23 protein-coding genes are annotated in these 21,913 nt (G+C 29.6%); 22 read left to right on the top strand and 1 reads right to left on the bottom strand.

Annotation, left to right across the window (positions count from 1 at the left end; translation table 11 throughout):
• The 19 genes from rfbC to ATO12_RS18180 all read left to right on the top strand — a co-directional run bounded on the left by rfbC (position 1) and on the right by ATO12_RS18180 (position 18,527).
• Entirely contained in the window at positions 1–546 is a 546-nt protein-coding gene (gene rfbC / locus ATO12_RS18090; RefSeq protein WP_034244631.1) for a dTDP-4-dehydrorhamnose 3,5-epimerase, read from the top strand.
• A gap of 355 nt (positions 547–901) precedes the next feature.
• Entirely contained in the window at positions 902–1,942 is a 1,041-nt protein-coding gene (locus ATO12_RS18095) for a hypothetical protein (protein ID WP_034244633.1), read from the top strand.
• A 17-nt stretch (positions 1,943–1,959) separates the two neighbouring features.
• Entirely contained in the window at positions 1,960–2,832 is an 873-nt protein-coding gene (rfbD, locus tag ATO12_RS18100; RefSeq protein ID WP_034244636.1) for a dTDP-4-dehydrorhamnose reductase, read from the top strand.
• On the top strand, positions 2,829–3,962 hold the full coding sequence (gene wecB / locus ATO12_RS18105; protein ID WP_034245191.1) for a non-hydrolyzing UDP-N-acetylglucosamine 2-epimerase: 1,134 nt from the start codon (positions 2,829–2,831) through the stop codon (positions 3,960–3,962). Before rfbD ends, wecB begins: the two co-directional genes overlap by 4 nt.
• Positions 3,955–5,172, top strand: a complete 1,218-nt coding sequence (wecC, locus tag ATO12_RS18110; RefSeq protein ID WP_034244639.1) for a UDP-N-acetyl-D-mannosamine dehydrogenase — start codon at positions 3,955–3,957, stop codon at positions 5,170–5,172. Before wecB ends, wecC begins: the two co-directional genes overlap by 8 nt.
• Positions 5,169–5,588 carry a UDP binding domain-containing protein gene (locus ATO12_RS18115; protein ID WP_034244641.1) on the top strand — a complete coding sequence of 140 codons (420 nt, stop codon included), beginning with the start codon at positions 5,169–5,171 and terminating at the stop codon, positions 5,586–5,588. Before wecC ends, ATO12_RS18115 begins: the two co-directional genes overlap by 4 nt.
• A gap of 3 nt (positions 5,589–5,591) precedes the next feature.
• Entirely contained in the window at positions 5,592–6,179 is a 588-nt protein-coding gene (locus ATO12_RS18120) for an acyltransferase (protein ID WP_034244642.1), read from the top strand.
• A gap of 5 nt (positions 6,180–6,184) precedes the next feature.
• Positions 6,185–7,279 (top strand): DegT/DnrJ/EryC1/StrS family aminotransferase, encoded by a 1,095-nt coding sequence (locus tag ATO12_RS18125; RefSeq protein ID WP_034244644.1) that lies wholly within the window; start codon positions 6,185–6,187, stop codon positions 7,277–7,279.
• Positions 7,276–8,211 carry a Gfo/Idh/MocA family protein gene (locus ATO12_RS18130; protein ID WP_034244651.1) on the top strand — a complete coding sequence of 312 codons (936 nt, stop codon included), beginning with the start codon at positions 7,276–7,278 and terminating at the stop codon, positions 8,209–8,211. The genes ATO12_RS18125 and ATO12_RS18130 overlap by 4 nt, the downstream gene beginning before the upstream one ends.
• An 83-nt stretch (positions 8,212–8,294) precedes the next feature.
• Positions 8,295–9,308 (top strand): UDP-N-acetylglucosamine 4,6-dehydratase (inverting), encoded by a 1,014-nt coding sequence (gene pseB / locus ATO12_RS18135; protein WP_034244653.1) that lies wholly within the window; start codon positions 8,295–8,297, stop codon positions 9,306–9,308.
• Positions 9,309–9,311: 3 nt separating this feature from the next.
• Entirely contained in the window at positions 9,312–10,190 is an 879-nt protein-coding gene (locus ATO12_RS18140) for an aldo/keto reductase (RefSeq protein ID WP_034244655.1), read from the top strand.
• A 2-nt stretch (positions 10,191–10,192) separates the two neighbouring features.
• Positions 10,193–10,924: a cytidylyltransferase domain-containing protein gene (locus ATO12_RS18145; RefSeq protein WP_034244658.1), complete on the top strand. Its 732-nt coding sequence runs from the start codon at positions 10,193–10,195 to the stop codon at positions 10,922–10,924.
• 9 nt (positions 10,925–10,933) lie between these two features.
• Positions 10,934–12,112 carry a DegT/DnrJ/EryC1/StrS family aminotransferase gene (locus tag ATO12_RS18150; RefSeq protein WP_034244660.1) on the top strand — a complete coding sequence of 393 codons (1,179 nt, stop codon included), beginning with the start codon at positions 10,934–10,936 and terminating at the stop codon, positions 12,110–12,112.
• Between the two features lie 8 nt (positions 12,113–12,120).
• Positions 12,121–13,005, top strand: coding sequence for an SDR family oxidoreductase (locus ATO12_RS18155; RefSeq protein ID WP_034244662.1), 885 nt, complete (start codon positions 12,121–12,123; stop codon positions 13,003–13,005).
• Entirely contained in the window at positions 12,998–14,062 is a 1,065-nt protein-coding gene (locus ATO12_RS18160) for an N-acetylneuraminate synthase family protein (RefSeq protein ID WP_034244663.1), read from the top strand. Before ATO12_RS18155 ends, ATO12_RS18160 begins: the two co-directional genes overlap by 8 nt.
• Positions 14,059–14,598: a GNAT family N-acetyltransferase gene (locus ATO12_RS18165; protein ID WP_034244664.1), complete on the top strand. Its 540-nt coding sequence runs from the start codon at positions 14,059–14,061 to the stop codon at positions 14,596–14,598. Before ATO12_RS18160 ends, ATO12_RS18165 begins: the two co-directional genes overlap by 4 nt.
• A 3-nt stretch (positions 14,599–14,601) precedes the next feature.
• Positions 14,602–15,840, top strand: a complete 1,239-nt coding sequence (locus ATO12_RS18170; RefSeq protein WP_034244665.1) for an O-antigen ligase family protein — start codon at positions 14,602–14,604, stop codon at positions 15,838–15,840.
• The gene (locus ATO12_RS18175; RefSeq protein ID WP_051575934.1) at positions 15,833–17,140 is read left to right on the top strand and encodes a lipopolysaccharide biosynthesis protein; all 1,308 of its coding nucleotides are present in this window, start codon (positions 15,833–15,835) and stop codon (positions 17,138–17,140) included. Before ATO12_RS18170 ends, ATO12_RS18175 begins: the two co-directional genes overlap by 8 nt.
• 13 nt (positions 17,141–17,153) lie before the next feature.
• Positions 17,154–18,527 (top strand): hypothetical protein, encoded by a 1,374-nt coding sequence (locus tag ATO12_RS18180; RefSeq protein WP_034244668.1) that lies wholly within the window; start codon positions 17,154–17,156, stop codon positions 18,525–18,527.
• Positions 18,528–18,539: 12 nt separating this feature from the next.
• Here the strand turns inward: ATO12_RS18180 and ATO12_RS18185 are convergent, their stop codons facing one another.
• Positions 18,540–19,292, bottom strand: coding sequence for a methyltransferase domain-containing protein (locus ATO12_RS18185; protein ID WP_034244670.1), 753 nt, complete (start codon positions 19,290–19,292; stop codon positions 18,540–18,542).
• 80 nt (positions 19,293–19,372) lie between these two features.
• Here ATO12_RS18185 and ATO12_RS18190 point away from each other — a divergent pair, with 80 nt between their 5' ends.
• The 3 genes from ATO12_RS18190 to ATO12_RS18200 all read left to right on the top strand — a co-directional run bounded on the left by ATO12_RS18190 (position 19,373) and on the right by ATO12_RS18200 (position 21,912).
• The gene (locus ATO12_RS18190) at positions 19,373–20,407 is read left to right on the top strand and encodes an acyltransferase family protein (protein ID WP_034244672.1); all 1,035 of its coding nucleotides are present in this window, start codon (positions 19,373–19,375) and stop codon (positions 20,405–20,407) included.
• Between the two features lie 122 nt (positions 20,408–20,529).
• On the top strand, positions 20,530–21,138 hold the full coding sequence (gene hisH, locus ATO12_RS18195) for an imidazole glycerol phosphate synthase subunit HisH (protein ID WP_034244674.1): 609 nt from the start codon (positions 20,530–20,532) through the stop codon (positions 21,136–21,138).
• Between the two features lie 12 nt (positions 21,139–21,150).
• Positions 21,151–21,912, top strand: a complete 762-nt coding sequence (locus ATO12_RS18200) for an AglZ/HisF2 family acetamidino modification protein (RefSeq protein ID WP_034244676.1) — start codon at positions 21,151–21,153, stop codon at positions 21,910–21,912.
• Position 21,913 lies beyond the last annotated feature (1 nt).

Consider the following 21,913-nt stretch of genomic DNA (forward strand, 5'->3'; position numbering starts at 1 on the left):
ATGGAAATTCAATCTACGTTTATTGACGGATGTTTTATCCTTAAACCTAGAGTGTTTGATGATAAAAGAGGCTCTTTTTTTGAAAGTTTTAACCAAAAGGTATTCGAAGAAATTACTGGGTTAAAGGTCGATTTTATACAGGATAACCAATCTGTTTCTAAGAGAGGAGTAGTTAGAGGATTGCATTTTCAAACAGGCGACTATATGCAGGCAAAATTGGTTAGGGTAGTTAAAGGAGAGGTATTAGATGTAGTTGTTGACCTAAGGCCTAATTCTAAAACATATAAAGAACACTTTTCTATTGTGTTAAATGATCATAATAATTTTCAGCTATTTGTTCCCAGAGGCTTTGCACATGGGTTTATTACATTGAGTGAAAGTGCAATTTTTAGTTATAAATGTGATAACTATTATCATAAATCTTCAGAATCAGGAATCATATATAATGATCCCGATCTTGCAATTGATTGGAAATTAGACGCTTCTGAAATTCAATTGTCAGAAAAGGACAAAGATTTAGCTTTTGTAAAAGACTTAAAATTATAATACCTCAAAAATCATAAAAAAACAAACTTGTTTTTTTAAAGTAAATACTTGATGTTAAAAAAAATGTTAACGCTCATTTTTGTTTAGTTTTTTTTATTACTTTGCCCTGAATTTCTTTTAAAATTTTAAAAGAAAAACCTGGATTTTTTTGGGAAAGCACAATGCTAGTGCTTTATAATTGACGTTTTTCCTACCCTATCGTCAAAATAATAATATTTCATTGATTCTAATAGATAAGAGACTTTTTATACATGTCTCCAGGTTTTGAATCTGCGATATTATGTTGTTTAGTTTTATTTAAAATTTATCAATTTTTTGGGCATGATTGCTCCTTAAAACAAATTAACCTACGACGATGAAAGAAAACACTTCAGAAGAAATTGACTTGGGAGAGTTATTTAGATTGATTGGTAATGCTCTTAATAGATGTATTAAGTTTATTGATGGGATTTTTAAAAACCTTTTTCATCTTTTTATTCTTTTTCTTAAGTTCATAAGGGCTCACTTTTTAAAATTTGTAACTGTGACATTTATAGGAGCCATAATAGGAGGATACTTAGATTATAAGTCATTACCGGTATATAAATCTTCTATGATTATAGAACCTAACTTTAATAGTGTTCAACAACTATATAACAATATTGAATTTTATAATCAATTAGCAGAGCATCAAGAGAGTAAAGCTTTATCCGAGGCTTTACAAGTTAGTGAAAACGAAGCATCATATATTAAAAAAGTTACAATAGAATCATTTTCTGATGAAACACAACGAATAAAACAGTTTAGTGAATTCATTAGTGGACTTGATTCTATCTCTCAAAAGCAAGTGGATTATGAATATTATTTAAAGAATTTTAATGATATCAACGCAAAGTTTCATAGAATACAAATAGAAGCAACCTCTCCAGAAATAGCAAAACGATGCCAAAAAGCAATTGTAACATCAATAGAGAATAATGAGTACTTTAGACTTCAGAAAGAAATTAACGATCGTAATATTGCCCTTAAAGACTCGGTTATAGACATTCAACAGGAAGAAATTAATGATTTGCAAGCATTTTATAAGAAGATAAAAATCATGGAAGCTCAAAAACCTGACGGGATTACTAATATTAACTTGGCAGAAAATCAATCGGATCAGGTATCAGAGATCGAATTACTAAATCAGGCAGGGAAACTAAAAGACGAAAAAATTGAATTAAACAATGAAAAAGCAAATACGAAGAATACCATTAATATTATTTCAGAATTCCCTAACAAAGGAGCTTTGGTAAATGATTTTATGAATAAAAAAATCGTATTGGTACCCATAGTATTTGTTACTATCTTATTTTTGATCCTAATTCTTATTTCATTAAATACCTATTTAATGAAATATGACAAATTAAATACATGAATTTGGTAAGATAATAGATGGAAAAACAATCGAAGAAAAACAATATTTTGATTACAGGATCAAGTGGTCAATTAGGACAATGTATAGAAAAAATAAAGAAAAACTATCCTGGATTACAATTGCATTTTGCCAGTTCTGAAATCTTAGATATCACAAAAAATGAAGAGGTACAACATTTTTTTAAGAATAAGTCATTCAATTTTGTAGTGAATTGCGCTGCATATACCAACGTAGAACAAGCAGAAAAAGAACCAGAAAAAGCGTTTTTGGTTAATGCAACCGGAGTACTAAATTTGGCACAAGTCTGTAAAGAGTATAATATCACACTTATACATATATCTACCGATTATGTTTTTGATGGGACTAAAAAAACTCCTTATGTCGAAGAAGATGACCCAAATCCCATTAATGAATATGGAAAATCAAAATTAGCCGGAGAGCAATATATTAAGGAAATTCTGGAGAAATATTTTATCATTAGAACATCATGGTTGTATTCTGAATTTGGACATAATTTTTTTAAAACTATTATGAAAAAATCTAAAACAGAACAAGAACTAACTATTGTAACCTCAGAAACAGGCACCCCTACAAATGCTAATGACTTAGCAAAATTTATATTAGATATGATAGTAATTAACTATCGAAAGTATGGTATTTATCATTTTAGTAATCTTGGTAAAGCCACTTGGTATGATTTTGCTAATGAAATATTAAGAGTTTCAGATAAACTTGACTATATAATGCTTAAAAAAACCGATAATTACCCTACTTTTGCACAAAGACCTAAGTATAGTGTTTTAAGTAAAGAAAAATGTATTGATTCTTTTCATTTCAAAATTTTGAATTGGAAAAATTCATTAAAAAATTTACATTCAATTATTCAATGAAAAAAAACCTAATTGTTTTTGGAACAAGACCAGAAGCTATTAAAATGGCACCTTTAGTTAAAGAATTTCAAAAACATTCAGATATTTTTGAGACAAGAATTTGTATTACAGCTCAACATCGAGAAATGTTGGATCAAGTACTATCATTTTTCGAAATTACACCTAATTATGATCTCAATTTAATGAAACCCAATCAAAATTTGTATACACTTACTGCAGATATTATTGTGGGTCTAAAGCCAATTTTTGAAGAGTTTAAACCTGATTATGTATATGTTCATGGGGATACTACAACTACAATGGCATCTAGTATAGCTGCTTTTTATTCTGGAGCTAAAGTTTGTCACGTTGAGGCGGGCTTAAGAACATTTAACATGAAATCTCCATTTCCCGAAGAAATGAATAGAAGTGTAACCGGAATAATTTCTGATGTTCATTTTTCTCCAACCGAGACTTCTAGACAGAATTTAATTAATGAGAATAAAGATTCTAATTCTATAATAATTACAGGAAACACTGTTATTGATGCTCTACAGTTTAGTGTTGAAAAAGTTAACACTGATCAGTTTAAGGATAAAGAAATAGAAGAATTAAAAAAAATTGTTCTGGCAGATAAAAAATTGATACTTGTTACAGGGCATAGAAGAGAGAATCATGGACAAGGATTTATTAATATTTGTGAAGCTTTAAAAAAAATAGCAACTGATAATTCAGACACACAAATTATTTACCCAGTACATTTAAATCCAAATGTTCAGAAACCGGTATATGAACTTTTAGATAAAGTTGATAATATTAAATTAATATCACCTCTTTCTTATCCTGCATTTGTCTGGCTAATGAGTCAATCCTATTTAATCATAACTGATAGTGGAGGAGTACAAGAGGAAGCTCCAAGTTTAGGAAAACCAGTTTTAGTGATGAGAGATACTACCGAAAGACCAGAAGCCGTTGAAGCAGGAACGGTGATTTTAGTGGGTACAGATAAAAATAGAATAATATCAGAAACAAAGAGACTTTTAGAAGATAAAAGTTCGTATGAAAATATGAGTGAGCTACATAATCCTTATGGTGATGGAAAGGCTTGTAAACGAATTGTAGAATATATTTCAAAAAATTATAATGGATAATAAACCTAGCGTAGTAATGATCGGTTTAGGATATATTGGACTCCCAACGGCTGCCTTAATAGCAGATCATAAAGTACATGTTCATGGAGTAGATATTAATCCAAAAGTTGTAGATATAATTAATGCAGGTAAAATTCATATTGTTGAACCAGAACTTGATGAAGCAGTTGCAAATGCTGTAAAAGAAGGATACTTAAAAGCCTCAATAACTCCTGTTGAAGCAGATGCGTATCTTATTGTCGTTCCTACTCCTTTTAAGGGTAAAAATGAACCAGACATTTCTTTTGTAGAATCTGCAACTAGAGGTATAATACCTTTACTAAAAGAAGATGATCTATATATTATTGAATCTACATCTCCAATAGGAACGACAGAAAAAATGATGCATTTAATTTATACAGAACGACCAGAGCTAGAAGGAAAATTAAATATTGCGTATTGTCCAGAGAGAGTTTTACCTGGTAATGTTATGTATGAATTGGTTCATAATGATAGAGTTATTGGAGGTATTGATGAGAAATCTACCAATAAAGCTTTAGATTTTTATAAAAAGTATATTAAAGGAGATTTACATAAAACGAATGCCAGAACGGCTGAGATGTGTAAGTTAGTTGAAAACTCTTCCAGAGATGTACAAATTGCGTTCGCAAATGAATTATCTCTTATTTGTGATAAAGCAGATATTAATGTCTGGGAGCTTATTAATTTGGCAAATAAACATCCTAGAGTAAATATATTACAACCTGGATGTGGGGTTGGTGGCCATTGTATAGCTGTAGATCCGTATTTTATTGTTGCAGATTACCCTATGGAGTCACAAATCATTGGTAAAGCACGTGAAATAAATAATTATAAATCATTCTGGTGTGCAGAGAAAGTAAAAAATGCAAAACTTGAGTTCGAACTGAAGCACGGAAGAAAACCAAGCATAGCACTAATGGGACTTGCTTTTAAACCCAATATAGATGATTTAAGAGAATCTCCCGCAAAGTATATAGCACAAAAAGTATTACAGAATGCTAACAATGAAGAGTATTACATTGTTGAGCCTAATATAGAAACTCATACGGTATTTAAGCTTACCGATTATAAAGACGCAGCAGAAAAAGGAGATATTATTGTATTTTTGGTTGCTCATAAAGAATTTAAGAAACTAGAAATATCAGAAGACAAGGTTGTATTGGATTTTTGTGGAATTACGAATAGATGATAGAGAATAAATTAATAGAAAATGAAATTGCTATAATAGGGTTAGGCTATGTCGGTCTGCCTCTTGCAGTTGAATTTGGCAAACATAATTTTAATGTTATAGGTTATGACATTAATTCTTCTAAAGAAAACTGCCCCGATATAAGAAACTCTAAAGTAATTGATGTAATTAATGAACTTAAAGAGTTTGGGGTTGAAGTTGAGATTTATGACCCACATGCCGATCATAAAGAAGTTAAAAAAGAATATAACGTTGACTTGATTAATGAACCAAAAAGAAAATACGATACTATTATTTTAACTGTAGGGCATGATGAGCTCAAGAGATTAAATATCAATGAGTTAAGCAACACCAGTGTTATGATTTACGATGTAAAAAGTTTTTTCCCAAAAGAATTAATAACAGATAGACTTTAAGATATGAGTAAAAAAAAGTACTATGCTCATGAGACAGCAGTAATTGATGATAATTGTATCATCGGAAGAGACACAAAAATATGGCACTTTTCTCATATAATGTCTAATTGCGATATTGGCGAAGCTTGTAATATTGGTCAAAATGTGGTTGTATCTCCAGAAGTTAAGCTTGGAAGCAATGTAAAAGTACAAAATAATGTTTCTATATATACAGGAGTAGTATGTGAGGATGATGTTTTCTTGGGGCCGTCAATGGTGTTTACCAATGTTATCAATCCTAGAAGTGCAGTTAACCGAAGAGGAAAATATGCAATAACAAATGTAAAAAAAGGAGCATCAATAGGAGCTAATGCAACAATTATTTGTGGGAATGATATTGGTGAATATGCATTGATAGGTGCAGGTGCAGTGGTTACAAAATCAATCAAACCTTATGCATTAATTGTTGGTAATCCTGCAAGACAAATTGGTTGGGTTAGTGAATACGGGCATCGATTAATTTTTGATGACAACAATGAAGCAGTTTGCCCAGAAAGTAATCAAGAATATAAATTAAACCCTAAGGGAGATATTGTAGAAAGAATTAGATAATTAAAATGAAAATAGATTTTGCTAATTTAACAAAAGCCTATCTAGAGCATAGAAAAGCTATTGATGAGGCTATGCGTAATGTGGTTTCTTCCTCTAGATTTATAATGGGAGAAGAGGTGCGAGAATTAGAAAAGCAATTACAACAATATACAGGTTCTAAGCATGCGATTACATGTGCATCAGGAACAGACGCACTTATACTAGCTATGATGGCATTGGATATTAAGCCGGGAGATGAAATTATCACAACTCCTTTTACATTTATTGCTACTGCAGAAACCATTGCTTTTTTAGGAGCCATTCCGGTATTTGTTGATATCGATGAAGCCACGTATAACATAGATGTCAATCTTATAGAAGAAAAAATAACATCAAAAACTAAGGCGATAATGCCTGTTTCACTCTATGGACAAATAGCCGATATGGATGAAATTAATACGTTAGCTATTAAGTATGACTTAGCAGTTATTGAAGATGCAGCACAGAGTTTTGGAGCTACTTATAAAGGCAAAAAAAGCTGTAATCTTTCTACAATAGGTTGTACTTCTTTTTTTCCAGCAAAACCATTAGGGTGTTTTGGTGATGGAGGAGCTCTTTTCACAAACAATGCAGAGTTGTCAGATAAAATAAAGAGTATACGAGTGCATGGTCAAACAGAGCGATACATTCATAAATATATTGGTATTGGTGGACGGTTAGATACATTACAAGCAGCAATCTTAATAGAAAAACTAAAACATTACGAGAAAGATATTATTAGAAGACAGAGTGTTGCAAAAAAATATAATGAGCACCTTGGCAATGATACTACTATTCCGTTTATAAAAGAAAATAACATCTCAGTATGGGCTCAATATTCCATTCGTGTGAAAAATCGAAAAGATATTCAAACTACCATGAAGAAAAAAGGAATACCTACAGCTGTACATTATCCTAAACCACTTCACTTACAAGAATGCTTCGAATATTTAGGGTATAAAGAGGGGGATTTTCCAGTTTCAGAAAATGTATCTAAAGAAATTATGAGTTTACCTATGAATCCTTATCTAACAGATATAGAAATACAATACATAACAAAAGAATTGAAAGAACTACTATGAAGAACTTTGCACTAATTGGAGCAGCAGGTTATATTGCTCCAAGACATATGAAAGCAATTAAGGATACTAATAATGTATTATTGGCAGCTTACGATAAAAATGATAGTGTTGGTATTATAGATTCTCACTTTCCTACTGCTGACTTTTTTGTCGAGTTTGAAAGATTTGATAGGCATATTGAGAAACTTAAATATGAACAAAATTTATTTTTGGATTATGTGAGTATATGTTCTCCTAATTACTTACACGATGCGCATATAAGATTTGCATTACGCAGTGGAGCTGATGCAATATGTGAAAAACCACTGGTTTTGAATCCATGGAATATTGATAAGCTTCAAAAGGTTGAAGAGAAAACAGGTAGAAGAATTTATAATATTCTCCAACTTAGGGTGCACCCATCAATAATAGCTTTAAAAGAAAAGGTAAAAAATGCTAAAAAAGACACCAAATTTGAGGTAGATCTAACTTATTTAACTTCTAGAGGCAATTGGTATCATACTTCTTGGAAAGGAGATAAAAGTAAATCCGGAGGAATTGCTACAAATATAGGAGTTCATTTTTATGATATGCTGTCTTGGATTTTTGGAGATATTCAAGAAAATGTAGTTCATATTCATGAAGAAGACAGAGCAGCAGGATATCTAGAATTTGAAAATGCAAGAGTTCGTTGGTTTTTATCCATTAATGCAAAATACCTACCAAAAGAGGTAAAAGAAAAAAAGCAAACTACTTTTAGATCGATAACAATAGATGGAGAAGAATTAGAGTTTAGTGGAGGCTTTACTGATCTGCATACAATGGTATACCAAGATATTTTAGATGGAAAAGGATATGGTTTGGGTGCAGCTAGAACAGCAATAGAAATTGTTCATAATATAAGAAATACGGAGCCAATAGGAGTAAAGGGTGAATATCATCCTTTTTTATAATTTAATAAATCAGAAGGTCATTTACAAATAGTTCTTTGGGGTTATAAATAAAGATAGTACCTTTAATAAAATAAGATATAATAATGGATTTTACTGGAAAATCACTTTTGATAACAGGAGGTACGGGATCTCTTGGAAAAGCATTAACAAATCATATTCTATCTAATCATTCTGAAATTAGAAGATTGATTATTTTGTCAAGAGATGAGCAGAAACAATTTCAAATGGCTCAGGAATATCCAATGAATGAATACCCACAGATTAGGTTTTTTATTGGAGATGTTAGAGATAAAGAAAGACTTATAAGAGCATTCAAAGGAGTTGATTATGTAATTCATGCTGCAGCAATGAAACATGTACATTTGGCAGAATACAATCCAGAAGAATGCATAAAAACTAATATAGGTGGTGCTCAAAATGTAGTTGACGCCTGTTTGTCAACAAATGTAGAAAGAGTTGTAGCTTTATCAACAGATAAAGCATGTGCGCCTATTAACCTTTATGGAGCGACCAAGCTTACTTCAGATAAACTTTTTATTGCTGCTAATAATATTAAGGGTCATAATCCTATTCGATTTTCTGTAGTTAGATATGGTAACGTTATGGGATCTAATGGTTCTGTTATTCCATTTTTTATTAATAAAAAGAAAGAAGGAATCTTACCTATTACTTCTAAGGATATGACACGGTTTAATATTTCACTTCAGGGTGGGGTAGACATGGTAATGCATGCTTTAAAAAATGCATGGGGAGGTGAATTGTTTGTGCCTAAAATTCCTTCATATAAGATAATGGATGTTGCCGAAGCAATTGGGCCTGAATGCAAAAAACCAGTAGTAGGTGTTCGACCGGGAGAAAAGATTCATGAAGAAATGATTACTCCTTCGGATAGTATTTATACTTATGATTTAGGAAAATATTATACAATACTACCTGCAACACCAAATTGGAATTTAAATGATTTTATAGATACTTTTAATGCTAAACATGTATCATCAGGATTTAGCTATAGTTCAGGGGAGAATACTGAATGGGAAACTGTAGAAACACTAAGACAGTTAATTAAGGAACATGTTGATCCTAATTTTAAAGTTTAAGTTTTGGAATCAACACAAAAATTAATTTTAGGAACTGTTCAATTTGGCTTGGAATACGGAATTAATAATAAGATTGGTAAGCCAAGTAAAGAAAGGGTTTATGAAATTTTAAATTATGCATTTGAAAATAATATAAATACATTAGACACAGCTGAAGCCTATGGAAATGCTCATGAAGTTATTGCTGATTATCATAAAAATAATCAAAACCGATTTGAAATCATTAGTAAGTATAAAAAAGATATAATAGGGTTAGATAAAAATATTCTAAAACGTGTTGAGGACCATTTAAAAGTATTAGATATAAATTCACTTAGAGGATATTTTTTTCATGATTTTCATGATTTTATTGAATACGTAGGCAAGAATGAAATTCAAATAAAAAAGCTACTAATGACAGGTTTAGTAAAAAAAATAGGAGTTTCTGTATATACTAATGAACAATTAGAAACGCTACTTGATTTTGATTTTATACAATTAGTTCAAGTCCCCTTTAATTTATTTGATAATGCATTTCAAAGGGAAAAAGTATTAAAGCGTATTCATGAAAAAGGAATAGAAATTCATACTAGATCAGCCTTTTTACAAGGATTATTTTTTAAAACTCTTGATAGCTTACCATCAAAATTTGACTCCATACGTGAATCACTTCATTTCATTCAAAACGTATGTAAGGAAAAAGGATTTAAAATGGAACAATTGGCATTAAACTATCCATTATCAAAAAAATATATAGACCAAGTATTAATTGGTGTAGATAATTTAGAACAATTAAAATCTAATCTACATTCAGTCTCTAAAACCATTTCGAGTAAGGTTTTTGATACCATAGATGCTATTCAGATAAATGAAGAAAAGTTGTTGAATCCGTCAAATTGGTAAAAATGAAAATTGTAGCAATCATTCAGGCTAGAACAGGGTCTACGAGATTACCAAACAAAATATTTAAGAGTTTAGCGGGAAAACCACTAATTACTCATGTTATAGATAGATTAAGATATTCTAAATATTTAAATGATATTATTATTGCTACTACAATTGCAAAAAATGATGATAGTATTGAAAAATGGGCTAATAAAAATGGAGTAAGTGTTTTTAGGGGCTCAGAAGATAATGTTTTGGAAAGGTATTGTTTGGCAGCAAGACATTTTGATGTCGATATTATTGCCAGAATAACTTCGGATGACCCTTTTAAAGACTATAGAATATTAGATAAGGCCATTGAAAAGCTTATTGATGAGAAGTATGACTTTGTATGCAATAACAACCCTGTATCTTTTCCAGAAGGCTTGGATGTTGAGGTATTAACCAGAGCTGCATTGGAAAACTCGTATACAAATACAGAATCAGACTTTGAACGTGAACATGTAACACAATATATACATAAAAATCCTGACAAGTTTAAGATTTTTAATATTAGAAATCTTAAAAATTTATCATCCTATAGATGGACAATAGATACAAAGGATGATTATATCTTTGTAAGCGAAGTATATAATAGATTATATAAAGAGGGAGAACTGTTTCTTTCAGAAGATATTTATGATTTATTAGATACAGATTCAACGTTATTGGAAATCAATAAAGATGTAAAAAAAAGTGATTTATATAGATAAATAGAAAATATGAAAAGAATAACAGATTTAGAAAAAAAATATGTTTTAGATGCGTTGGATAATGAATTTGCAACATCAAAAAATAGCATTTATACTAATAAGATGGAGTCTAAATTCGCTGAAATTTTCAAACATGATTTTTGTATAAGTCATGTGAACGGAACTGCAACAATGCATACAGCTCTTCATGCACTTGGAGTAAATAAAGGAGATGAAGTGATTGTTCCTCCTTTAACAATGTCAAGCACTTCTCTATGTGTATTACAAAATGGATCAACACCAGTTTTTGCAGATGTAGATAAAGAAACTTTTAATATAGATCCAAAATCAATTAGAGAAAAGATAACAGATAAAACAAAAGCAATTATTACGGTAGCTCTTTACGGTCTTTCTCCAGAATACGATGAAATATTGCAAATTTGTAAAGAACACAACCTATTTTTGATAGAAGATAATGCTGAGTGTTTTTTAGGATATTATAAAAACAAACTTGTTGGCACATTTGGAGATTTTTCTAGTTATAGTTTTCAGGCTAGTAAGCACATTAGTTGTGGAGAAGGAGGGATGCTAACAACTAATAATGAAGAATATGCAAATAAAGCTCGAAGGTTTACCTCTTTAGGATATGCGGGTGTTAGTGCTAAACAAGGTAAAATCACAAGAAATGATATTCAAGATCCAAATTATAATAGGCATGTTGCTGTAGGGTTTAATTATCGAATGTCAGAAGTACAATCCGCAGTTATACTTGGTCAACTTGAAAGAATTAAAGAACTGGTTAACCAAAGATTAGAAGTTGCAAAACTTTTTGATGAAGCAATAGAGGGAAGTACATTGGTTACAAAACAACATACCCCAAAGTACTGTATAAACTCATACTGGGCTTACAGCATGATATTAAATACAGATACACCGCAAACATCTTGGTATGAATTTAGAGATTTGTTTCAAAAAAATGGCGGAGATGGATATTATGCTGCATGGAAATTAACATATGAAGAACCTTTATTTAAAGATGTAATACAAAATCAAGAAGGAATTACACAGAAATACGAAGAAGGACTTTGCCCAAATGCAGAATTTCTTCAGAAAAGAATGATTCAATTAAAAACTAATTATTGGGATTTGGATGAAGCTAAAGAACAAGCTGCAATTTTGAAAAAAACCTTAGCTGAATTTAAAAGATAAATCAATCAATGAAAAGAATTCTTATTACGGGTGCTTCAGGAATGCTTGGTGCTACTTTAGTACACGAACTAAGCAAATATTATGATGTTTTTGCGACAGGAAATACATCTTTTAAGGAAGAGCCTGAGCGTTATATGAAATTCGATTTATCCAGTCCATCGTATGAAAGCCTAATAGATTGGGCCAATCCCGATATTATTATTCATAGTGGAGCTTTAACAAATGGAAATTTTTGTAACCAAAATCCAAGTTTAGCATTCGATGTTAATGGTGTTTCAATGAAAAAATTTTTGGATAAGACAAGTGATAATGTAAAGATTATATATATATCCACTGATGCAGTTTTTCCTTCTACCCTAAGCATGGCTAATGAAAAAGATTGTGCTAATCCAGAGAATGTATATGGTAAGTCTAAAGAATTAGGGGAGTTTTTCCTTAAAAATTCTGATAGAGAATTTACTATAATTAGAACCACTATCGTTGGACTAAATCTTAATTCTGATAAGCAAGGATTTGTTGAATGGATTATTAATTCTTCTTTAAAAAAAGAACAAATAGGTTTATTTGAAGATGTTCTGTTTACTCCAATTTCCATTTGGGATTTAACTAATGAAATAAACTTTCTAATTTCTAATAATCAAGTTAATTCTGAGATACTTCATATAGGAAGTACTAATAGTTGTACTAAATATGATTTTGGTATAGCACTATTAAAAGAACTAAATATTGACGATAGTGTTGTTAATAAAAGTAGTATTTTAAACTTTAGCGATAGAGCGAAAAGATGTACGGATCAGACAATGGAAACTAAGCATTATAGAGAAAAATATAGTAGAAAGTTACCAGATTTAGCTGATACGATAAAATCAATAAAAGAAAATTATAATGAATAAAATTAAACTAGGAAATAAAGTCATAGATGATACATCTCTTTATTTCATTGCTGATATAGGAGCAAATCATAATGGTTCTTTAGAAAAGGCAATTGAATTAATTCATTTAGCTAAAGATGCAGGAGCTGATGCCGCTAAATTTCAAAATTTTCAGGCAAATAAAATAGTTAGTAAGACAGGGTTTGATAATATGAAAGGTAAGCTTTCACATCAATCAAAATGGAAAAAATCTGTTTTTGAAATATATCAAGATGCGAGCATTTCAAAAGATTGGACCCCTATACTAAAAGCAGAATGTGATAAAATAGGAATTGATTATTTCACAAGCCCTTATGATTTTGAGTCTGTAGATTTAGTGGATCCATTTGTTGATTTATATAAAATAGGATCAGGGGATATCTCATGGTTGGAAATAATAGAATATATTCTCGATAAAAATAAGCCAGTTATAATCGCAACAGGTGCTTCAACATCAGATGATGTTAAAAGAGTTATGGATATGGCTCTTGCTAAAACCAATGATTTAGTTTTGATGCAGTGTAATACAAATTATACTGGATCACCTGAAAATTTTAAATATTGTAATTTAAATGTACTGCAACAATTTAAAAAAAACTATCCAAATGTAATTCTCGGATTATCAGATCATACTTCAGGGCATGCTACTACTCTCGGAGCTATTACTCTTGGAGCAAGAGTAATAGAAAAACATTTTACAGATGATAACAATCAAATAGGGCCAGATCACGCTTTTGCTATGAACCCTGTTAGCTGGAGAAATATGGTAGATAGATCATACGAATTGTTATCTGCTTTAGGTGATGGTGTTAAACGAATTGAACCAAACGAAGTACAATCGCAGATTGTGCAAAGAAGATGTATAAGGGTTAATAAAACATTACTAAAAGGCCACAGAATAACAAAAGAAGATCTAATGTCTTTGAGGCCAATATCAGATGGTGGTTTTCATCCTTATGAAGAAGATTTGGTAATAGGACGAATACTTATTGAAACAATTGAAGCAGGAGAGCACTTAACAAAAGAAATATTATCATGATAAAAGGTAAAATAGTTGGTCTAAGAGCGGTTGAAAAAGAAGATTTGATATATTTAAGAGATTGGCGGAATCTTCCTTCGTTTAGAAGAAACTTTAGAGAAGTACGAGAATTATCCTTAGCAGATCAAGAAAAATGGTTTGAGAGTCTACAAAACACAAAGCATATAAACTTTATGTTTACTATTGTTAGGATTTCAGATAATAAACCTATTGGTGCAGCAGGTTTATTATATACAAATTGGGTCAATAGAGCAACAGACTTTTCTTTTTATATAGGTGAAGAAGAAATGTATATTGGAGATAACGGATATGCAGAAGAAGGAGCTAAACTATTAATTGATTATGGGTTTAATAATTTGAATCTAAATAAGATATGGATGGAATTATATGAATTTGATTTCCAAAAAATAGAGTTTTTTACAAAAAAAATCAATTTCAAAAAAGATGGTTTATTACGACAGAACTGTTTTGAAGGCGGAAAATATTGGGATTCATTAATAATATCTCTATTGAAAGAAGATTATCTAATTAAGTAAAACATGCCTAAAAGAAAGGAACAGCTTAATAAAATTTATAGATTTCTTCTTTGTGCATTAGGTTTTGTAATGCCTTTAGGAAATTCACCTCTTAATAGCAACATAATAATAGTGTTGTTATTATTACATATTATTACTGGAAATTGGAAAGAGAATTTTAAACATAATATAGCAAATAAGTATGTAATAATTTTTATTTCATTATATTTTATTTATGTAGTTGGACTAATCCACAGTACAGATATGTCTGTAGGATTTCGTCAATTAGAGGTAAAACTACCTATTTTAGTATTTCCGTTACTTATTCTTACAGGAAAAGCGGTTGATAAAGAACTTGTTTCTATAATATTAAAGAGTTTTCTGACCGGTGTTATCTTATATACTTTATATCTTATAAGCTCGGTATTATTAAAAGTAGATGAGCTTTCAATAAGTTCTTTCACCCATTCAAACCTTAGTAAATACCATCCATCATATTTATCAATTTTTGTCGTTTTCTCAATCCTTATAATTATTAATAACTTAATATTTTCCAGATTACAAAAAAGCATCATTATCTTTAATATTATAATTCTCACATATTTGGTAGTCTTTACTATTGCTTTAAGTTCAAAAAGCGCTATTCTTGGATTATTTATTAGCTGTTTAGTTTATGCTGTTGTAGTAATTAAAAAAAAACGTTGGATTATGATATTTTTAGGGTTTCTGATAGCAGCTTTTGTTACATCTATCGTGGTAATTAGTCAGACCGATAGTCTTAAAGAAAGACTAATCGATGCTCCGTTAAAAGCACTGAAAAACGGGAAATCAGTTGATGCAAATGATCAAAATTCATGGGCTGTTTCATTTAGATTACAAATATGGGATTGCGCTTTAGATGTACTTTCAGGAACAAATTCGATTTTTGGTTATGGAACTGGGGATTCTAGAGAAAAGCTTAGAGAATGCTATAAAGAGAAACAATATGCTTGGATATTGGTAAGAAATATGAATAGTCACAGTGAATACTTAGCAGCTCTTTTAAAAGTGGGGATTCTAGGTTTAGTTATTATGCTGCTATGCTTTTTTTATCCCTTTTTTAGCAAGCAAATTTCTCCAGAAAATGGTCTTTATTTAGCTTTTTTAATACTCGTTAGTGTTATGGCCATTGCAGAAAACATCTTTAGTATTCATAAAGGCGTATTGTTTTATGGCTTTTATAATTCTTTATTGGCGTTGAATTTTATTAGAAAAAGTGAGTAACCTCAAAGAACTACGTAACAAGCTTAAAAACCCTGTTGTAAAAGGGTCTTTAATATATACTTTAGCAGGATTGATTAATAGTCTTATCCCTTTTTTATTATTGCCTATACTTACAGATTATCTTAGTCCAGAACAGTATGGTATTCTTTCTACTTTTATGGTTTTGGTTTCAGTGTTTATGTTGCTTGTAGGAATAGAACAACAAGGGTATATTTCTGTCAATTTTTTTAAAAAAAGTAAGTTTGAATTATCTAAAGACATCTTTAATTCTCTTACTATAAGTTTTTTGATTTTTGTAATTTTATCTATACTATCAATTCTTTTCTCTGATTTGCTAGAAGATATTGTTAAAATTGATTATGAGTGGATTCTATTTGCGTTAATGATTGCTTTTTTCCAGTTTGTTACTCAAATGAACTTAACAATATGGCAGCTTAAAGAACTTCCCGCATATTTTGGTCTTTATCAAATAGGATATTCATTAATTAATTATGGAGTCTCATTGGTATTAATAATAATGTTAAGTATGGGTGAGTCAGGGCGTATTTATGGGATTGCAATTGCGGCTTGTATTTTTGGAATTTTAAGCATATTTATTCTGATAAAAAACCGTCATCTTACCCCAAGTTTTAATATTAAATCAGTTATGCTTTCATTACGTTTTTGTGTCCCGTTAATACCACACGGTTTAGCAGGATGGGTTAATACAGGTTTAGATAAAGTGTTAATTAACAATTTTGTAAGTGTAAGTGAAAATGGTATATATAGTATAAGTTATCAATTTGCCATGGTCATTGGGTTAATAGCAAGTTCATTTAATCGAGCATTTGTTCCATTTTTGTACAAAAAACTAAACGAAAAAAACCCTGATAATAATAAAATTTTAGTAAAATACACCTATCTATATTTTTTGATACTTACTATACTTACTTTTTTAATTTATTTCCTCACTCCAGTAATTATGAGAGTTTTCATATCAGATGATTATCAAGATGCTAATAAATATGTGTTTTGGATTATGATGGGCTTTTTAGCAGATGGGTTTTATTATGGTGTAGTCAATTATATTTATTATAAAAAGAAAACCTATTATCTATCTCTAATTACTTTTTTTGTAGCAATTATTCATTTTCTATTAAGTTGGATACTAATTCCAAGGTTAGGCTCAATAGCAGCTTCATATGCAACAGCAATTGGATACATAATTTCCTTTGTTTTGGTTTGGATTGTTAGTAATCGAATTTATCCTATGCCATGGTTAGCTCCATTTAAAATAATTCTTAAAAAAATAAGATTTTAATCACAATCTAATTATGACACCCTTTGAAAAAATTAGAAATATTGAAGCAAAATATAGCATTGATAAACTGAAATATAAAGATGTTAACTATTGGCCTCTATTTCGTGCGGTAATTTTAAATGAAATTTTATATGGAGAAAATAAAGGAATCCTAACAAAACCTATAAGTGTTTTATCTAAGCTTAAATCTGCTTTTTTTGGTTTTCCTAATTGGTTTAAAAAAGTAGAATATATTGCCTTTTCAAATGAGCTTGAAAGAAAAGAAATTGAAGGGAAAACGATTGATAAGCTTTTAGAAAAAACCATAACGAATTTGGGGTATAAAAAGGTACTATATATAGAGAATTGTTCAAATCACCTGAACAAAAAAAAATATGGTAATAAGCAAGTATGCTCCTGGAATCTTATTCTTTTTTTGATAGGTATAGTTAGTGTTTTTACAAAGAGAATAAGAAGGAAGTTTGAAGGATATGATGTACTAGAAAAACTAAGTAGTGATGAAGAAATTACTACAAACTTAAAAATAAAATTCTTTGAGTTTCAGGCAAAAGTATTTGTTCTCAAAATATTTTTTAAAATGTATAAACCAAAATGCATATTTATTACCGATTACGGGTATTATCCTATGACTTATGCAGCAAAAAAATTAGGAATAAAAGTTGTAGAATTTCAGCACGGAGTAATTGGTAAAGTACACCCTTATTATCACCCTGTTAAAAAACTAAATTCTGATTTTTGTCCTGATTATTTATTTGTATTTGGGGATCACGATAAAAACTGCCTTCAAAGTGGTAATTACGTTGATCAAAAAAATATTATCCCAATAGGTAATTTCTATCTTGAATATATTGTCAAAAAAGATAAACACAGTAGAATACTTAAATTAATAAAACCATATAATAAATCTATTTGTATTCCTACCGACCATGTTACACAACAAGATATTTTAATTTTTATCAGTAAAGCTGCGACTAAACTACCAGATGTTATATTTATTATTGTTCCAAGAGAATATAAAGCATTTGAAGTACTATTAGATACTATAAATCTTGAAAACATATATGTAGAAAAAGAGCTTTCTTTTCAAGAAACAGTGAGGCATTGTTATTATCATTCATGTTCTATTTCTACTTGTAGTCTTGAAGCATTAAGCTTAGGAGTTCCAAATATTTTAATTGATGAAGATGGTAATACAAGTAGTTATTATGGTGAATTATTGAATAATCCAAAAACAACAAAATTTGCAAAATCTGTTAATGAATATATCAAGTTTGTACAGAATTTTGTAAAACCTGAAAAACAAAAAATTATTGATTCAAATTCAATTAATTATAAAGCAAACTATTCTAAAAATCTTGATTCCGCATTAAAATTTTTATATAAATAAAAAATAAGTTAATTATTCCTTAGATGCATAAATAAAATACCAATTCATTAATAAAGGACCAGATATTTGTATTCTGCTATTGTCTTCAAGTTTTTTAGTATAGGTTTGCATATGAGAATGTTTGGGTTTGGGTAAATCAATGTCTATTTCAAACGGACAGTATTTGAATAAAGTATATCCTCTTTCAGCAAAAAAGTTTTTTATCCTTGGTATAGAATATACATTATAAAAACTATTATTTGAGCTGGTTTTATCCATACTATTATTATACTCCTTTATTTCGATTTTACAATCAACTAAACCATCATAAAAAAGTGATGATACAGCTATCCACTTTGGATTTAATTTTATCATTTCATTAACTGCTGTTTCGTATTCTGGAAGCCAAGAAAGGGTTTGGTAACTTAAAATACCTTTAAATTGGTTAACGTGTTTTTTGATATCAAGATTATATAAATCTCCATATTCAAGTTTACAGCTTTTAATATTTTTATGAGCCAAGAAATCCATTCCTTCTTTAATGAAATTATCATTAATATCTAGCCCAAGAAATTTACACTTAGGAAATCGTTTATACATATAATAAACATTAGAGCCTTTTCCTGTGCACATATCTAAGAATTTAGCTTCAGATACGTTTTTAAATAGTCCTAGTGATTCTAACCAATCACAAAATTTTATTGTTGAACGATAAGGGTTTTCAAATTGTCTATTAAAATAATCATCATTATAATTTTTTACCCATTCATCAAGTCTTTGTTCCAAAACATTTTTTTTTAAGAGAAATCAATTAAATTTTGAAACTAAATATAAGTATTTTTGGAAACTAAAAATAATAAATCTGTATGAGAATAGAAGAATTGGATTACTTAAGAGGATTGATGGCAGTAGTAATTATGATTTATCATTATTTTTCATGGTCGTTCGGAGCCTATGATAGTAGTAGTATATTAGGTATTATGGGAATATATGGAGTATCAATATTCTATGTGTTGAGTGGGCTTACTTTATTTGTAGTTTACAAAAAAAAATTAATGATTAATACATTAATATCTTTTTTTATCAAAAGATTCTTTCGTATTTATCCATTACTGTGGCTGTGTGTGTTTTTAGAAGTTTTTCTTCTAGAAAATGACTATTCTCTTCAGAAAATGATATTAAATATTACTGGAGTATTTGGTTTTATTGCTCCAGATCAGTACATCTCTACTGGAGCATGGTCAATAGGTAATGAATTAGTTTTTTATAGTTTTTTCCCTGTAATAGTTCTATTTTCTAGTAAATACAAACGTGCAGTTGAGTTTTTTTTTATAGTTTCCTTAGTATTAGCTATTTATTTTGCTTTCTTTCAATTGAATAGCAATGATACCCTTGGTAATCAATGGAAAACATATATTAACCCTTTTAATCAATTATTTTTATTTGTAGGAGGCATCTATCTAGCAAAATTAATAGGTAATAATGAGAAAAATAATAAATTGGCTATTGTTCTATTAGTAATAGCTATTACTCTATTATTATTTTATCCTTTATCTGGAGATCAAATCAATATCGTTACTAATTGGAATAGATTGTTTTTATCTGGATGTTCTTTCATTATAGTAGCCGCTTTTTTAATAATGCGCCTTCAAATTGCAAGAAAGATAGATTTGATTTTGGGTAAATTAGGACATATTTCTTATTCTATATATTTGTTACATCCTATCATTTATTCATACATGACAAGTTTTATTGATAATTCTCAAAACCCTATTTTCTTTATTATACTTTGTTTTGTACTGACATTTGTGTTAAGTTTAATAACTTATGAAGTTATTGAATCAAACTTCATGAGTATAGGAAAATATTTATCGATCAAAACGCAAAAATTTTCTAGATAATCATAAGTGAAAAGTTTAAGTGATATAAAAAAACAAATGGCTAAGTAAGGGACAGCTATTTTTAAATTTACTACATTTGTTGATTAGCAAGCTTCTATAAATAAGAACAAAATTTTTTTCAATTGTTAGTAATAGTAGATTACGGAATGGGTAATTTAAATTCCGTCAAAAATATGTTAAAAAAGATTGGTCAAAATTCCGTAATTTCGGGTGAAATCGGTATTTTGGAGAAAGCGGATAAGATTATTTTGCCTGGAGTAGGTTCTTTTGAAGCAGCAATGACGAATATTAAAAACCGAAATTTATATGATATTTTAAATCGTAAAGCCCTTGTTGATAAAATACCCTTATTAGGGATTTGTTTAGGAATGCAGCTTTTGACTAATCATAGTGAAGAAGGAAATGTAGAAGGCTTTGGGTGGATCGATGCAAATACTTTAAAGTTTGAATTTAATAACAATAATCTAAAAATCCCACATATGGGATGGAATAGAATAAGAACCGATGATTCTAATTTACTTTTTAAAAACTTACAAGAAAAATCTAAATTTTATTTTGTACATTCATATTATGTGAGATGCAGTCAAAAGAGTAATTCATTAGCGACAACCGAATATGGACTCACTTTTGATTCCAGTATACATAAAGATAATATTTATGGTACTCAATTTCATCCAGAGAAAAGCCATAAATATGGAATGGAATTATTAAAAAACTTTAGTAATATTTAATATAATTTATACGTGCTTCAGATTAGAGTTATTCCATCTTTATTGTTAAAAAATAATGGTTTAGTAAAGTCGATTAAGTTTAAAAATCATAAATATATTGGGGATCCAATAAATGCAATAAAGATTTTTAATGACAAAGAGGTAGACGAACTTGTATTTTTAGATATATCAGCGACCAAGTTAGGTAAGGGGCCAAATTTCAAACTTTTAAGTGAGATAGCTGGTGAATGTTTTATGCCTTTAGGATACGGAGGGGGAATTAGCTCTTTATCGAATATAGAACAAATCTTAAAACTAGGCTTTGAAAAAGTAATCATTAATTATGCTGCGGCTAACAACCCTTTATTAATCGATGAAGCTGTAAAAGAATTTGGAACATCAACAATTGTAGTATCTATTGATGTCAAAAAAAACATGTTTGGTAAGAAAAAAGTGTATATCCAAAATGGATCAAAATCAGTTTCGCAAACTCCTATTGATTATGCCAAAGAGATGGAAAGCCGAGGGGCAGGAGAAATACTTTTAAATTCTATAGATAGAGATGGAACAATGATCGGATATGACTTAGAATTGATTAAAAATATATCTAGCTCATTACAAATACCTTTAGTTGCTTGTGGAGGGGCAGGTAAATTAGATGATTTTCAATCAGCAATTAATACTGGAGGAGCTTCAGCTGTATCTGCTGGAAGCCTTTTTGTTTTCAACGGTCCTAATCGAGCGGTATTAATAAATTATCCTTCAATCAACGAATTAGAGAACTTATTTAAATAAT

Source organism: Aquimarina atlantica (genome assembly GCF_000626715.1).
Taxonomy (GTDB): domain Bacteria; phylum Bacteroidota; class Bacteroidia; order Flavobacteriales; family Flavobacteriaceae; genus Aquimarina; species Aquimarina atlantica.

Coding starts and splice junctions, on each gene's coding strand:
- wecB (WP_034245191.1), top strand. CDS start 2,829: ATGAAAAAAAACCTAATTGTTTTTGGAACAAGACCAGAAGCTATTAAA.
- ATO12_RS18155 (WP_034244662.1), top strand. CDS start 12,121: ATGAAAAGAATTCTTATTACGGGTGCTTCAGGAATGCTTGGTGCTACT.
- ATO12_RS18150 (WP_034244660.1), top strand. CDS start 10,934: ATGAAAAGAATAACAGATTTAGAAAAAAAATATGTTTTAGATGCGTTG.
- ATO12_RS18125 (WP_034244644.1), top strand. CDS start 6,185: ATGAAAATAGATTTTGCTAATTTAACAAAAGCCTATCTAGAGCATAGA.
- ATO12_RS18180 (WP_034244668.1), top strand. CDS start 17,154: ATGACACCCTTTGAAAAAATTAGAAATATTGAAGCAAAATATAGCATT.
- ATO12_RS18165 (WP_034244664.1), top strand. CDS start 14,059: ATGATAAAAGGTAAAATAGTTGGTCTAAGAGCGGTTGAAAAAGAAGAT.
- wecC (WP_034244639.1), top strand. CDS start 3,955: ATGGATAATAAACCTAGCGTAGTAATGATCGGTTTAGGATATATTGGA.
- ATO12_RS18160 (WP_034244663.1), top strand. CDS start 12,998: ATGAATAAAATTAAACTAGGAAATAAAGTCATAGATGATACATCTCTT.
- rfbC (WP_034244631.1), top strand. CDS start 1: ATGGAAATTCAATCTACGTTTATTGACGGATGTTTTATCCTTAAACCT.
- pseB (WP_034244653.1), top strand. CDS start 8,295: ATGGATTTTACTGGAAAATCACTTTTGATAACAGGAGGTACGGGATCT.
- ATO12_RS18130 (WP_034244651.1), top strand. CDS start 7,276: ATGAAGAACTTTGCACTAATTGGAGCAGCAGGTTATATTGCTCCAAGA.
- ATO12_RS18170 (WP_034244665.1), top strand. CDS start 14,602: ATGCCTAAAAGAAAGGAACAGCTTAATAAAATTTATAGATTTCTTCTT.
- rfbD (WP_034244636.1), top strand. CDS start 1,960: ATGGAAAAACAATCGAAGAAAAACAATATTTTGATTACAGGATCAAGT.
- ATO12_RS18115 (WP_034244641.1), top strand. CDS start 5,169: ATGATAGAGAATAAATTAATAGAAAATGAAATTGCTATAATAGGGTTA.
- ATO12_RS18120 (WP_034244642.1), top strand. CDS start 5,592: ATGAGTAAAAAAAAGTACTATGCTCATGAGACAGCAGTAATTGATGAT.
- ATO12_RS18095 (WP_034244633.1), top strand. CDS start 902: ATGAAAGAAAACACTTCAGAAGAAATTGACTTGGGAGAGTTATTTAGA.
- ATO12_RS18145 (WP_034244658.1), top strand. CDS start 10,193: ATGAAAATTGTAGCAATCATTCAGGCTAGAACAGGGTCTACGAGATTA.
- ATO12_RS18190 (WP_034244672.1), top strand. CDS start 19,373: ATGAGAATAGAAGAATTGGATTACTTAAGAGGATTGATGGCAGTAGTA.